11 protein-coding genes are annotated in these 14,298 nt (G+C 71.1%); 6 read left to right on the top strand and 5 right to left on the bottom strand.

Features of this window, described 5'->3' with window-relative positions:
* The first annotated feature begins 8 nt into the window (after window positions 1-8).
* The 4 genes from ACH4E7_RS28440 (at window position 9) to ACH4E7_RS28425 (ending at window position 3,371) form a co-directional block, all read left to right on the top strand.
* The gene (locus tag ACH4E7_RS28440) at window positions 9-194 is read left to right on the top strand and encodes a hypothetical protein (RefSeq protein ID WP_396251907.1); all 186 of its coding nucleotides are present in this window, start codon (window positions 9-11) and stop codon (window positions 192-194) included.
* A 464-nt stretch (window positions 195-658) separates the two neighbouring features.
* Window positions 659-964: a hypothetical protein gene (locus ACH4E7_RS28435; protein ID WP_396251906.1), complete on the top strand. Its 306-nt coding sequence runs from the start codon at window positions 659-661 to the stop codon at window positions 962-964.
* A gap of 267 nt (window positions 965-1,231) precedes the next feature.
* On the top strand, window positions 1,232-1,777 hold the full coding sequence (locus ACH4E7_RS28430) for a hypothetical protein (protein ID WP_396251905.1): 546 nt from the start codon (window positions 1,232-1,234) through the stop codon (window positions 1,775-1,777).
* Window positions 1,778-2,042: 265 nt separating this feature from the next.
* Window positions 2,043-3,371: a hypothetical protein gene (locus tag ACH4E7_RS28425; RefSeq protein WP_396251904.1), complete on the top strand. Its 1,329-nt coding sequence runs from the start codon at window positions 2,043-2,045 to the stop codon at window positions 3,369-3,371.
* 272 nt (window positions 3,372-3,643) lie between these two features.
* Here the strand turns inward: ACH4E7_RS28425 and ACH4E7_RS28420 are convergent, their stop codons facing one another.
* The 5 genes from ACH4E7_RS28420 to lepB form a co-directional block, all read right to left on the bottom strand.
* Window positions 3,644-5,341 carry an RICIN domain-containing protein gene (locus tag ACH4E7_RS28420; RefSeq protein WP_396251903.1) on the bottom strand — a complete coding sequence of 566 codons (1,698 nt, stop codon included), beginning with the start codon at window positions 5,339-5,341 and terminating at the stop codon, window positions 3,644-3,646.
* 369 nt (window positions 5,342-5,710) lie between these two features.
* Window positions 5,711-7,126: a sensor histidine kinase gene (locus tag ACH4E7_RS28415; protein ID WP_396251902.1), complete on the bottom strand. Its 1,416-nt coding sequence runs from the start codon at window positions 7,124-7,126 to the stop codon at window positions 5,711-5,713.
* Window positions 7,123-7,836, bottom strand: a complete 714-nt coding sequence (locus tag ACH4E7_RS28410) for a response regulator transcription factor (RefSeq protein WP_396251901.1) — start codon at window positions 7,834-7,836, stop codon at window positions 7,123-7,125. The genes ACH4E7_RS28415 and ACH4E7_RS28410 overlap by 4 nt, the downstream gene beginning before the upstream one ends.
* 450 nt (window positions 7,837-8,286) lie before the next feature.
* On the bottom strand, window positions 8,287-10,134 hold the full coding sequence (locus tag ACH4E7_RS28405; protein WP_396251900.1) for a hypothetical protein: 1,848 nt from the start codon (window positions 10,132-10,134) through the stop codon (window positions 8,287-8,289).
* Window positions 10,135-10,400: 266 nt separating this feature from the next.
* The gene (gene lepB / locus ACH4E7_RS28400; RefSeq protein ID WP_396251899.1) at window positions 10,401-11,339 is read right to left on the bottom strand and encodes a signal peptidase I; all 939 of its coding nucleotides are present in this window, start codon (window positions 11,337-11,339) and stop codon (window positions 10,401-10,403) included.
* Window positions 11,340-11,550: 211 nt separating this feature from the next.
* Here lepB and ACH4E7_RS28395 point away from each other — a divergent pair, with 211 nt between their 5' ends.
* Together ACH4E7_RS28395 and ACH4E7_RS28390 are read left to right on the top strand one after the other, a co-directional pair.
* Window positions 11,551-13,233, top strand: a complete 1,683-nt coding sequence (locus ACH4E7_RS28395; RefSeq protein ID WP_396251898.1) for a protease pro-enzyme activation domain-containing protein — start codon at window positions 11,551-11,553, stop codon at window positions 13,231-13,233.
* Between the two features lie 439 nt (window positions 13,234-13,672).
* Window positions 13,673-14,128, top strand: a complete 456-nt coding sequence (locus ACH4E7_RS28390; RefSeq protein WP_396251897.1) for a hypothetical protein — start codon at window positions 13,673-13,675, stop codon at window positions 14,126-14,128.
* Window positions 14,129-14,298 lie beyond the last annotated feature (170 nt).

Raw genomic sequence — 14,298 nt, 5'->3', positions numbered from 1 at the left:
ATCACTCCTTGAACGACATGACCGACCCCATCGGGCAAGCCGCCCCGGAACGAGCCGCCGAGCCGAGTCGCACGGTCCGCCCGCTCTGGGAACACATCGCCGAAGTCGGTGACCCCGCGGCGGTATCGGCCGCCGAAGCGCTGCGGCGGGTGGCCACCGACGAAGCCGGTGAGCCGCCGGCAGGGGTCCCGTAGTCGCCCGGTGGCTCCGGCCCACGACACTCCTGGCACCGTGGCCGGCGCTGCCGTTGCCCGGCGTGGTCGTCGAACCGCCGTTCCGGGCACCCGCGGTGGTGGGCGGACCGGCAGCGCCGGCCTCTCCGGAGAGCGGCATCCCGGCCCGGTCTGCGGCCGTTGTGGCGGTCCTGCGCTCGGTCGGGCAGGCAGCCGTGCCGACGTCGACCGACGGCGAGAACGCGTACCGGCTGGCCACCGCTGGATGACCGGCCGACGGGCCCGACCAGGTCTTGAATCGGCGCACCCGGCTCCGCCACCTGCCGCACCGCACCCATCGGATCACCCATCCTGGAGGAACACAGCATGGCACGTCCATCCCCAACTCCCGCTCTCCGCCCCCGCAGTGGCCTGCGCCCCCTGACCGGCCGCAGGCCGGTGTTGTACGGCCTCCTGGCCGCGGGCACGTCGGTGCTTGCCGTCGCATGCGTCCCGACCCTTCCGGCGGCAGGTTCTTCCGGCGCTCCGGTGCCGTCGGTCAGCATGACCGGAACCCCGACCGGTATGACCTCCGGTACGCCGACCGGTATGCCCACCGGCGGAAGGTCCGGTGTGCCGATGCCCAAGCCCACCGGAATGCCTTCCGGTGTGTCGGCGCCGATGCCGACCGGTATGCCCACCGGCGGAAGGTCCGGTGTGCCGATGCCCAGGCCCACCGGAATGCCTTCCGGTGTGTCGACGCCGATGCCGACCGGTATGCCCACCGGTACGCCGACTATGACGGGTTCTGACCCCACTCCGGTCTTCGGCAGCCACTGGTAGGCCCGCCGCCGCAACGTGCCCGGAAGTTCACTCGTGCACCCAAGGCGGCCGCTCATCCGCGCAGGTCTCCGGTGTCGCCGGGAAGTACGTGAACCGGTCTGCCATGAGATCAGGCGGCTGCCACTCGACGAGGAGAGACCTTGAGGAAATCGAATTCACCAAGCCGTCGTTCGGCGGCGGGGGCGTTCGGGCGGCTTCGCGCCGCAGTCGCCGGGGAGGCCTCGGAGCTGCCGCGGTTGCCCGTTCCGATCCTGGCCGTCGGGCTGGTGGTGGTCCTCGGTGTGGTCGCGACCGTGCTGCAGGCGCTCCAGCTCCCGGCGACGGCGCACAACCGCAGCGGCACGGAGGCGGTGCACCGGTTCGTCGACTTCTTCTTCGGCGTACTGACCCTGATGGCCCTCAGTGGCAGCGTCACCCTCGGCCTGCTCGCCGCCGATCGCACGGTCCTGACACCACGTCACCGGGTAGTCGTCCAGGCGCTGCATCGCGCGCAGGCCGAGCAGATGGCGCTCCAGCAGCAGTACCAGGCCATGCCCCAGATACCCGCCACGTTCTGGGCCCCCTGGACGATCGCCCCCGCGCTCGACCTCCGACAGCAGCAGGCGTACCCCCAGCCGTACCCACTCCAGGCCTTCCCAGGCCAGCCCGGGTCCGGGTATCCGGCCGGCGTCGAGGCGCAGTACCCATCCACGGACCTGACCTGGACCACCGGTGTCCAGTGGCCGCAGCCCACCCGGCCCCAGCCTCCCATGTACCTCATCGACTCCCGGCAGAACCGCTGACGGGCGTCAGCCAATGCCCTGCGCTGGCCCGGCGCTCCACCGCGACCGACAACTCGTCTCGCTCCGCACGATCGGGTCCACCGCGCTCGTGTTCCGGCTGTCGGGTCGACGCCCACTCCTTCGCGATCGGCAGGCCCGGTCCAGGAGTCGGATCGATGCGCTGTCGATCGTGTCCGTACCGCCACCTCCTTCGACGTCCGACGACAAAAGGATCAATGTGCGCAGAACACTGAACAGACACCAGTCCCGGGTCACCAGAGACCGGGTGGCCACGCTCAGCCTGACCCTCGGTGGGCTGCTCGCGGTCGGCGCGTCCTTGCTGAGCGTCTCCTTCGCCGACACCGTCCCCGTCGCTGCCCCGCCCGCCCCCTCCGACCCGGACTGCACGCTCACCGTGCCCGAGGCACCACTCACCGCCCGCGGGCTGGCCACTCCCTATGTCCTGACAGCCACCGACCCCGCCAAGGGCCCTTGCCGCGAGAGCAACTCGCACCAGGCGGCCTTCGTGCAGGCCACCGTGCTCGACCCGGACACCGGAACGGTCTTCGTCTACAACCCGTTGGTGACCGACAAGGGCAGTGAGCCCGCCGTCGCCCCGGTTCTGCCCAAGCTGCCCGAACACGCTGTCGTCGGCATCTGGTTCAGCTTCGACGGCAACACCCTCACCCTGGCCGGCCATGCCGCCGCCGGGAAGTGCGTAGGCCGATCGCCGATGCAGCCGTTCGGCCAGTTCGCCTCCTGCAATGCCGCCGAGTTCTTCAGTTCTGCGTGGTCCGCGCAGAGCTCCGGTCGGCTCGTCGTGCCGCCGCTGGGCATGGCCCGTGACGGCCGCCCCTGCCCGACCACCCGCGACCTGGGCATCGTCGGGCAGGACCACGACGGCAACGTGACCACCGAGTACCTGATCACCGCACGCGGTGCGACAGCACAGCGGACCGCCGCCACCACCGGCCGGCTGACCGGCTCGACCGTGGCCCGCAGCGCCGTCGCGCCGCCCACCGGCAGCGACAACCTGCTGCTCACGAACTTCATCGACCCGGCGCTCGGCTGCACCCCGTGGACGGCTCCCGACCTGGCAGACCCTGGCAGGAGGGCCACCTCGCTCGCCCTGAACGAGCTCCAGGTGGCCAACTTCAAGGCATCCCCCGTGGGCCTGGCCCCGCTCACCGGAAGCCCCACCGGCCCGCCGCCCGGGGGAGGCAAGGACCGGACCCGGCAGTTCCCCGCTGACGGCAACCCGCCGCCGGCCGATCACGCCACCACCGCCGATCTTCGCACCTACTGTCAGGCCCTCGCCACCGTGGACACCCAACGGCTTCTGAGGGACAGGGAGTTCACCGGCAAGGCCGCCTCGCCGCAGCCCGGACGCACGCTGTTCGACTTCCTGAACCAGCGGTTGGCCGACTCCTTCACCGACCTCGGCTGCCGTCAGGTCCTCGCGCCGGCCCCCAGCCCGACAGCCGGTGGAACGCCGACCGCCATGCCCGGCCCCACGGCTGGCGGAAAGCCGATCGCCACGCCCGGTCAGACAGCCAGCGGAACGCCGACCACCATGCCCAGCCAGATCCCGTCGGCCTTCGGCAACCACTTCTGAGCTTGTTGTTCAACCTCGCCGGTCACTCGACCTGCTGAGATCCCCGGGAACCGGGGACAAGCGACGCGGCCGTTCTCCACGCTTCGAGATGTCCGGTAAGGAAGTGCGGGAGAACGGCCGCCGCCGGTGGGTCTCCCAGCCGACGAGATGCCGGTCGTCATGGACTCCGGCTACGACGTCGCTGGTGGTGAGCTTGTCGAAGGCGGCGCGCAGCTGCGGTTCGCGGTTGGACACCGTGCCGCGGCGCGCGGTGCCGGTGTCCGGGTCCCTGGTCAGCCCATGGTGAAGAGGAAGCTGTCGGAGTTGTAGTAGTTCGGCAGGTGCGTCAGAAGTGATCCCGGGTGCGGTGGATTCGCCTTCGTCCAGTCTTGGGGGCCCAGGAGGTGCGCGGGATAGTCGCTGGAGGGGACCGGTGGAATGAACAGGAGGCGGAATGCGGCTGTCCGGGCGTCCGGAGCGAATCGCCAGAGTTGCTCGGCTGTATCGGATCGGCAGGCCGTGAGGGTGACGGTGACACTGTTTCCGCCCGTGGTGGTGCCGTCGAGACATGTCCCGGTGCCGGCGTTGCGCAGCTGGTAGGTGTCCTGTCCGGCCGGTAGCCGCTGCCAGCGCTGGGTGGCCTGGCCGTTGCATGGCTGGAGCTGAAGCGGGCCGGCGGTCTGTGCGGCGGCCTGTGCGGCGGTCGCGAGGCCGACGCAGAGCTCCGAGCCGTGGTTGACGAGCGGAAGCCCCGCGGCGACCGGTTGCGTGGGTGAGGGGGTGGTGTTGGTGGGCGGGGCGGTCACCGATCGGGTGGGCGATGGGGAGGTGCCGGGGGGAGTCGCGGAGGAGGCGGAAGCGGAGGCGGTGGGCGGAAGGGAGGACATCGCGGCCGGGCCGATTTCCGGGGGCGCGTCGTCGGAGCCGTTGGTCGGCAGCGGCCTGCCGGGAATGGGCAGGGTCGGGGCGTCGACCGGCTGCGGGTGTTCTCCGGTCCGCTCCACTGTGGTGAGGAGCAGGCCGGCGATGGCGAGTGCGGCCAGGGCACCGGCGCCTGCCGCGGCGAGGGGCATGAGCAGGCGCCGGCCGGTTCGGCCGTCGGTGCGTGCCGCTCGGGGCAGACGCCGGCTCCTGTCGTGGGCGCCGGGGTCGGGATCGTCGGATTGCGGATTGCTGGGCGCCGCGTCCTGGGGCTCCTGCCCGGGTGCGGGGGCCATGGCCGATGGCGGTGATCCCGCGTCCCACAGCACCAGTGCCTTGAGCAGGGCGGGCCGCTGCCAGGTTCGGACGGTGTCCAGGTCCGCCCGGGCACTTCGGCAGCTCTCGCACCTGGCGAGGTGGCGGTCGAGGTCGGTGGGTTCGCCGCTGGTGGCGTGCCGGACGTGGTCGACGAGTCGTGCGGCCAGGTGTCGGCAGGAGCGCCGGGGCGCGCGGGAGGCGTACGTCCGGAGACAGGCGTCCTGAAGGCGGCGCTCGGCAGGGCTCTCGGCCCGCGGCGTACGGGCCGGCGACCCGGCCGTGTCATCGAGGCGCTGCCACAGATCCTCCTGCCGTGCCGCGGGCAGGCTCTCGAACGCGCTCAGGATGAGCGAGTCCGCTTCCGCGACGGTGAGCGCCGCACGCGCCGACGCGTCTCCGTCGCCAGGCCGGGGAAGGCCCGCGAGCCAGGCGGTGAAGGCCGGGCTCAGAGCCGATCCGCGTCCCGTATCCGCCCACTCGGCCGCAGTCCTGGTCACCTCGGCCAGAAGGTGCAGGCGGCTCGGGCCCGGGTGGCCGCCGGGGCCGCAGGCGTCCACGGTGCGCTGCCACGCCTCGTTCGCGAGCTCCTGCGCGGCGCGGCTGTCGGCGCAGCACGTGTTGGCGTACGCCGACACGGCCTGCTGGTGGCGGTTCGTCGGCTGGGTGGCGCTGGGTTCGTCCGGCCGGCGGTTGCCCGGGAGCCGGTGTGCGGAGTCGGCTTCCGGGATCGTCGCGGTCCCCGAATGTGGCATCTTCACTCCTGAGCATGCCGGTGGGAAGGCAAGTGGTCGGACAGTCGCCGCTCGGCCCGGCGCGCGTGCGGGGCCGGGCACTGCGGGCCGGCCGGAGGATGCCGTGGGTGAGGCACCCCGCGCGGCGCCGTGACCAGTGGATTCAATGGCGGGCGTTCCCCGAGGGGATCTCCGGACCCGGCGCCGCCGAGGTCCACCGGTGGCGACCTTGGCGGGAGGGGGAATTTACCAGCTGGTAGCGGTCAGCAAAAGGTGATGAGGTGTCAGTGCACGAATTATCTGTGAGACGTTCCGTCAGCAACGGGTTCTTTCAGGGCTCTGTTCGAGCTGCGTGCGGAATGGAGTCGAACCTCGCTGTGCCCCGGTCCGTCAGCCGTGTCGGCCGCGCGGCTTCTGTGCTCCCCGCCGGCGGTTGCGCCAGGGGCGGCTGAGGGGCCGCCGGTCCTGGGCCGCCAGCGCGAGGTCCACCTCCACCCGTGCTCCGCCCAGCGGGCCGGGCCCGATGCGGAGGCGGCCGCGGGTGGACTCGGCCGCGCTGCGCGCGATGTCCAGGCCGAGGCCGGTCGATCCGGCGCCGCTGGCTCCTCGGGAGAGCGCGACGGCCGGGTCCGCGATGCCGGGTCCGTCGTCCTCGACCACCAGGACGACGCTCTGGGCTGTCCGCCGTACGCTCACGGCGAAGCGGGTGCCATCCGGGGTGTGCCGGAACACGTTTCCCACCAGGGCATCGACCACGGCCGCGACGTGATCGCCCGGCAGCTGAACGGGCGTCGGCTCGTCCGTCGCCTCGAAGGTGCAGCCCCGGCCCTGTTGCTCGGCGAGGACAGCCCAGAAGCCGACGCGGTGGGCGGCGACCTCGGAAACCTGGCATGACTCACCCGAGGCCGGGCCGGGCAGTCCGGTGCCCGTGCCGCGTGGCGCGACGCCGGACTCGGCCCGGGTGGACCTGGTGGACAGGGGCGTGCGGGCGGCGACGATGATCGCATCCAGTTCGTCCTCGAGTTGCTCGACCGCCTTCGCCAGCTGGGGCGCGGCCGGTGTGGGGCCGATCCGTTCGGCTGCGAGGCGCAGTGCGGTCATCGGGGTGCGCAGTCGGTGCGACAGGTCGGCCACCAGCTCCCGCTCCGTCGCCAGCAGCTGCCTGACCCGGTCGGCCATGGTGTTGAAGGCGTCGCCGACCGCCCTGAGGTCGGGCGGGCCGGTGGGTTCGACGCGGATGTCGAGGTCGCCCGCGCCAAGGGCTGCTGCGGCGTGGGACAGCTTGCGGGAGGCGCGTACCACGCGGGCGCCGAGGCGGTCGGCGACCAGTACCGATCCGACGACCAGGCTCGTGGCGAGCACGGCCATGATGGTCCAGGCCCGGGCCAGTCCGCGGTTCAGCTCCGAATCCGGCACGAACTCCTCGACCACGGCGATCTGGTCGTGCCCGAGCAGTACGGGTTGGAGGTAGTCCCGGCCCCCGGGAACGTCGCCGATCAGAGCGGTCCTGCCCTGCACAGCCCGGTTCAGCAACTGCGTGCCGGAATGGGTGGTGCCCAGCCGGCTGCCGTCGGGCAGATGGATGCAGAGCCGGCCCGTCGTGTTCGCCCGGGCCACCGCCACGGCGAGATCGGCCTGGTCCGGGACCAGCGTCAGCAGCGGCATCGTGGTGGCCACGCGCTGCTCGGCGGCGAGCATCGCCTGGGTCTGGACGTGGGTGCGCAGGAGCAGGGCCAGCGGGACGAGGAACGACACGGTGACCATGACCGTCACGGCGAGGGCGACCGTGGCGAGGGCGGATCTCACCGGGGCGACACCAGTTTCACCCCGACGCCCCGGACGGTGTGCAGGAAGCGCGGCCGGGCGGCGCGCTCGCCCAACTTCCGGCGCAGGCAGGACAGGTGCACGTCCACGGTCTGCTCATCCACGTACGTCTGCCGCCACACCTCGGCGAGCAGCTGTCGTTTGGAGACCACCCGGTCGGCGTTCAGTGCCAGGAACGACAGCAGGTCGAACTCGCGTCGGGTCAGGCCGATCTCCCGGCCGGCGAGATGGACCGTCCGGGCGAGCGGGTCGATCCGCAACTCGCCCAGCACCAAAGGTTCGTGGTGCATTCCGGGGGCCCCGCCCCCAGCGGCGAGCGTGCGGGCCGGACCGGCGCAGCGACGCAGGACGGCGGTCAGTCGGGCGAGCAACTGCCCGCCGGAGAAAGGCTTGACCAGATAGTCGTCCGCACCCGCGTTGAGCAGTTTGATGATCTCGGCGTCGTCGTCCCGCGCGGTTGCCACCAGGACGGGGACCTGGGAGAGTCCGCGGATCATCTTCAATGCGTCGGCGCCGTCGAGGTCCGGCAGGCCGAGGTCCAGCACCACCGCGTCCGGCTGCCACTGGGCGACCTCGCGCAGTGCGCCGAACCCGTCGGGCGAACTGCGCACCACCATCTGGTGGCCGGCCAGCAGTTCTATCAGCGAGGCACGGATGGCCGGGTCGTCTTCCACGACGAGAACGGACGTCATGGCGCACACCGTAGCCGACGGGCCGATCCGGCTGACAGTGTCTTCGAACCGGTGGGCGGGCAGATGCGGGCGCACCGGGCCATCCGGTCGGCCACGGCCCTGCCCGTCATGTATTTCCGCTGGTCAGCGAGGTAATGCGGACGGGATTCGGGGAAGTTTAGCGGAGGCTTAGGGCTTCCTTAGCGGAGGTGCAGCGAGCGGTCTCGGCTGAGCGGCCGCGGGTGCCGGAGTACGATGGCCCGCCCTCGGGAACTGCCGGCACACCATCGGCGGCGGCATCGGTTGGCACCGGTCGTGGACGGTTCCGGCGGGCGCGGCTGTATGCCGCGCCCGCCGGGGCGGTGTTCGGATGGGAGCGGTGTTCGGACGGGGGTGGGCGACACGGCGGTCGGCAGGTGCTCCGGTGCGTGCGTCCGCGGGCCCGTTCGCCCTGATCGCTCGCCGACGTGGTCAGGAGACGTTGAGCACGGTGTCGTCGATCACGAAGCTGGTCTGCTCGGCGCCCGTGGCCTCGACTCCGGTGAAGGTGATCGTCACCTTCTGACCTGCGAAGGCCGAGAGGTCGAGGGTCTTGTGCACGTAGCCGTCGGACGCGTCCCGGTTGGTGTAGGTGGCCAGGGTGGTCGAGTTGGCCTTGACGGTCAGGGTGTCGGCGCCGGTGGACGGGTTGCAGCTGGCGACGTGCAGCCAGAAGCTGAGGCTGGCCTTGCAGCCGGCCGGGACGGTCACCTGCTGGGACAGGGTGTCGGTGGCGGCGTAGGGGTAACCGCCGAGCCACGCGTCCCAGTTGCCCGAGCGGGGCTGCATTCCCGTGGAGTCGTAGATCACGTAGTCGGTGGCCGTCCAGGGCGCGGCCGCGCCGGTCTCGAAACCGGGATTGCCGAGCAACTGCGCCGGGGAACAGGTGGCGGAGGCCCGGGTGGGGGTCGGCTTGCCGGTCGGGGTGTCGGTGGGCTTGGTGGTCGGGGTGGTCCTGCTCGATGGGGAAGCACCGGTGGCGGTCGGTGTCGCGGTCGCCGTGGTCCTGCTCGACGGGGAAGCACCGGTGGCGGTCGGTGTCGCGGTCGCCGTGGTCCTGCTCGACGGGGAAGCACCGGTGGCGGTCGGTGTCGCGGTCGGCGTCGGCTGCTGGCAGCCGAGGCCGGTGAGGGACGCGGCGAGGCGCTGGGTGAGGAAGTCGAAGAGGTTCTGGCCGTCCTGAGGCGAGGGGACGGCGGCGGTGAACTGTTTGTCGAGGTTGATGCGCTGGGCGCCGAGTGTGGTGAGGCTGGTGCAGTAGGCCGTCGGATCGCCGTTGGCCGTGGCGCCGAGTGCGGGCTGGTTCACGCCCGCGCGGTAGAGGTTGGTCTTGTTCCGGTTCTGCTGGTTGTTCTCGTTGACCATCGGGTCGCTGAGCGGGACGAGCGCGACGGGCGCCGCCTGGAACTTGGCGGCCTGGAGTTCGTTGAGTGCGAGCGAGGTGACCTTGCTGCCCGGGTCGGCGAGATCGGGGGCCGTCCACGGGGTGCAACCCAGGGCGGGGTCCAGGAAGTTGTCGAGCAGGAGGTTGTCGCTGCCGTTGAGCAGTGCGGTGGGTCGCGCCGCCCCGCCGCCCATGGTGGCGAGATTCTTCGCGGTCTTCTGGGCGGTCGTGCCCTGGGTGGTGGACAGGTACTCGGTGGTGACGTTGTCGCTCTGGTCCTGGTCGACCACGCCGAAGTCACGGGTGGTCGGGCAGGGTTTGCCGTCGCGGGCCGTGCCCAGGGGCGGCACCGCGAGCTTGCCCGCCGCTTCCGCGGAGTTGGCGGCGGTGAAGAAGGCCGGCGCGTTGCAGTAGGCGAACTGGCCGAAGGGCTGCCCGCCCGGGGCGCCGCCCACGCACTTCCCGGCGGCGGACTGGCCGGCCAGGGTCAGGACGTTGCCGTTGTAACCGAACCAGATCCCCACCACGGCGTTGGCCGGTAGCGTCGGGACGACGGGCGCGACGGCGGGGGCGGATCCCTTGTCGATGACCAGGGGACTGTAGACGGATATCGCGCCGGTGGCCGGATCGAGGACGGTGGCCTGGACGAACGCCGACTGGTTGCCGTTGGACTCGTGGCAGGCTCCCTGTGCCGGAGCGGTCGCCTCCAACGTGTAGGGCGTGGCGAGGCCTTGGGCGGTGAGCGGATTGGCCGGAACCTTGATGGTGCAGTTCGGGTTGGGCTGGGCCGCCGCGTCGGCGTGCGGCGCGGCCGGCGTGGTGGCGGCGAAGGACACGCCCAGGACGGCGGCGCCCGCGCTGAGTAGGGCGGCGAGGCCGAGGGCGGGCCTGGTCACCCGGCGGCTTTGGCCGGCGGAGCGGTGATGAGCTGATCGTGAGGTCATGTGGGTCCTCCGGCAAGGGTGCCGTGACGGCGCAATGAGAGGCTGGGGAATAGCCGCACGCGGACCGGTACTCGGGTCCACGCGGAAGTCCGCTTCGGGGGTCGCAGGCGGGGAACGGGTCTCAACCTGCTTCGAACAGCGGCGTGTTCGATCGTATGAGGCGGAAGGGATCGATGGCGCCGGCAGCGAGATCCCCTAAAAGTCGCCTAAGGAGCAGCTCATCTGACGGACCGCTGCCGATGCCTCCGTCTCCCCTGCCACCACCTGACCGGGAGCACGAGCGCGCCCAACGCGCCCGGTGTGGACGGGGACTGCACCGGGAGGTGGTCGGGATCGGGAGACGGTCGAGCGTGCCCCCGGCCTGCGGCCGCGGCCGGCAGCGAGGAGAGCGAAGCGGGTGCGTCCAGGCCTCCGATCCGCGAGACCGGCCAGACGATCGCGACCGCCCGACCCACCACACTCGTCAGCGGAATGGTCCCTCGGCCCGGACTCCCCATGTGGAAACGGGAGTCGGCGGACACCTCGCGGTGATCACCCAGCACCCAGAGCCGTCCCGCGGGCACGGTGACGTCGAAGGTCTGTTGAGAAGGCGCATTGCCCGGTGCCAGATAGGGCTCGTTCACCGCCACGCCGTTGACGGTGATCCTGCCGTGATCGTCGCAGCAGGCCACGGTGTCGCCGCCGACCCCGATCACCCGCTTGATCAGGTTCCGCTTGTCGTCCGAGGGGAACAGGCCGACGAAGGAGAACGCCGTCTTCACCGTGCGCAACACCGGGCCGTCCGAGGCGTTCTGTCGATCTGTGTCCAGCCAGCCGCCGGGGTCCTGGAACACCACCACGTCACCGCGGTGCGGCTGGTCGCCGAACCAGGGGCTGAGCTTGTCGACCACGACCCGGTCGCCGATGTCGAGCGTGTTCTGCATCGAACCTGACGGAATCACGAACATCTGCGTCAGGAAGGTCTTCAGTAACAGGGCCAGCACCAGTGCCACCAGTGTGATCAGTGGCAGCTCGAACAGGCGGGCACGTCTCTTCCGGCGCACCGCGCGCCGGGCGACCCTGCGCCGCTCGGCCCGCCCCCGAGCGGCACGTTGGCGCACCCGAGCGGTCCGGTGGCGCACCCGCCGCCGCGAACCGCGAAAGGCTTGAGTACTCATCGGCCAGAGCTTAGCGACTGTCTGCGCGGTAAAGCCGGTGGCTGTTCCATCATTTGAATTCACTGACCCGCTCGCAGTCCATCCGTCTGCGGCGAAGGCGAATTCACATCACTTGCCGATAAAGCTGCGCTAAGTCTTCTCTAACTGGTTATCAGCAATGCTCGTTCGCATGTTCCCGAACCCGGAACGTTCCCATTCTCCGGAGGAGCCTGTGCAGTCTCGATCGTTCGTCCTGTCCGCTGCTCTGGCCGTGGTGTCACTGGCCGCCGTCTCGTTGAGTGCCAATGCCTCGCTGACGCCGCAGGCTGCGGCCGCCCGAACGGCACTGCCGGACACCATGTCCCCGGCCGTGTCCCATTCCCAGCGGCAGGACACCGTCGCTGCCGGCCAGCCGTTGACGGTCTCCGTCAACCTCAAGCTGCGCAACGCCGCCGCCCTCGACCGGTTCCTCACCGCGGTCTCCACCCCGGGTGACCCGCTGTACGGGAAGTACCTGACGCCCGACCAGTTCGCGGCCGAATTCGGCCCGACCCAGGGCGACGTGGACAGGGTCACCCGTTTCCTCACCTCCCAGGGCCTGACCGTGACCGGGGTGAGTGCCAACCGGCAGGTGGTCAACATCGGCGGCACGGCCGACCGGATCGCCGCGGCCTTCGGGACCCACGAGAGCATGTACCTCGACGGCGAGCAGCACCGAAGCTTCCACGCCAACGACACCCCCGCGTCGGTGCCGTCCGACCTGGCCGACGTTGTCGCGGGGGTCGTCGGCCTCGATGACCACACCAGCCGCACTACCCGCATAGCCGCACCGGACGCCTCGACCCCGGCCGCCACGCCGGGCGGATACGGCCCGGCCCAGTACGACGGCGCCTACAACCTGGACAAACTCGGCACGAACGGAGCCGGCACCACGGTCGCCCTCTGGGAGTTCGACGGCTACCGCTCCTCCGACCTGACCGCCTACGACCGCAGGTTCGGACTGTCCGGCCCGGCCGTGCGAACCGTCCCGGTGGACGGTGCCAACTACGACGCCCACCCCGGCGAGGGCCAGGGCGAGGTCGAGCTGGACAGTGAGATCGTGCGCGGCGTCGCCCCCGGCGCCCAGCAACTGGTCTACGAGGCACCCAACAGCGACCAGGGCGAGGTCGACATGGCAGCCAGGATCGTCGCGGACAACAAGGCCTCGGTCATCTCGATCTCCTGGGGCTCCTGCGAGCCGGACACCACCGTCTCGATCATGACCGCGGTCAACAACTCCTTCAAGCAGGCCGCCGCCCAGGGCATCTCGATCTTCTCGGCCTCCGGCGACGACGGCTCGCGCGACTGCACCCGCTCCGCCAGCGGCCCCGGCGTGGCCGCGGTCGACTTCCCGGCCTCCAGCCCGGACAACACCGGCGTCGGCGGCACCAACCTGAGGCTGAACGGCAATACCTACTCCGCGGAGACCGCCTGGAAGACCTCAGGCGGCGGCACCTCCAAGGTCTTCGCCAAGCCGGCCTGGCAGAACGGCACCGGTGTCAACGCCGCCAGGCGCACCGTACCGGACGTCTCCTCCAACGCCGACCCGGCGACCGGCTTCGCGATCTTCACCCAGGGTCAGGCCGGCCCCAGCTGGCAGATCATCGGCGGCACCTCGGCGGCCGCTCCGCTATGGGCCGGCTTCACCGCGCTGTACGACCAGAAGGCCAAGGCAGCAGGCCGGGCAGCGCTGGGAGAGGTGAACCCGAAACTCTACGCGCTGGCCAACTCCGGCGCCGGCCAGTCGGCGTTCCACGACGTGACCACCGGCGGGAACCAGGACTTCCGTGCCAGGACCGGCTACGACCAGGTCACCGGCTTGGGCACCCCGGTGTCCGACCAGCTGGCCGACCGACTGCTCGCCGCCCACCGCTGATCGGGACGGCCCGAACGGGACAGCCCCGCCCGACCTTGAAGCCGCGTACGGCGAAGGCCGCTGACGAACGCCGCTGACGAACGCACGAGGTTCCGCTCGCCCGGCGGCCCGGTGGCTCCCGGTGGCCTCCCGCTCAGCGTCGTCGAAGCGGTGCTGAGCGGGGGCCCGGCGGTACCGATTGAGCCCGGAGTGAGCGCTCCCTTAGGGAAGTCGAAAGTTCTGCGCTGACGGTGTTTTCGACGGGCCGACAGGCCGTACGGTCTCTCTCACCGAGCCCGGTACGGGCAGCACGGCACCGGGCCCACCCCACCCGTCTGCGCCGCCACGCCGCCTGCCGGGCGGCCGGGCCACGGGCCCACGCCGACACACGCCGGGCCGGTGGCCACGGCCATCCGCCGACGCGCATCCCCCCGCCACAATCCCACCGTAAGGATCGCCCGTGAACGACATGGCCATCCCGGCTGTCACAGCCGCCCCTGAAGGAGGCGCCGAGCTGCGTCTCGTGGTCCGTCTCGACTGGCAACGCGTCGCCGAACTCGGGCTTCTCGCGTCCGAGTTGGCCAGTGAGCTGAAGCGGCCGATCACTCTCGACGAAGCGGTGAGCCACCAGCTGGCCTTCCGTACCCGCCCGGTGGCTCCGGCTCACGGCACCGTCGGCACCCTCGCCGGCATCACGCCGGCGACGACGGTGGTGCCGCTGTCCGGCGCGGCAGCCGTCGACCCCCCTGGCCAGGCACCGGTCGCGGCGGGCAAGCAGGCCGGACCCGCGTTGGTGGAGAGCGGTCCGTCGAGCCGGTCCGCAGCCGTTGCGTCCGGCCAGTCCCCGGCACAGCAGGCAACCGCGTCGGCACAGATCAGCGACAAGAACGCTCATCCGCTGGTCGCCGCAGGGTGACCGCCGAGGCCGGACAGGTACCGCCCTCATGGTCCGGTTCGTCCGGCTCCGGCCCGTACCGCACTCACAGCACTCATCGGAATCGCTCACCCCGGAGGGACCGCAACATGGAACTCTCATCCCGGACCACTTCTCTCCGCCTCCGCGGCGGAGGCGGCCGAGTACCCGTC

Origin of the sequence: Kitasatospora sp. NPDC018058 (genome assembly GCF_044327205.1) — a bacterium.
In the GTDB taxonomy this organism is placed as follows: domain Bacteria; phylum Actinomycetota; class Actinomycetes; order Streptomycetales; family Streptomycetaceae; genus Kitasatospora.
The sequence above is the reverse complement of the archived record's forward strand: the minus strand, read 5'-3'. Positions and strand labels throughout refer to the sequence as shown.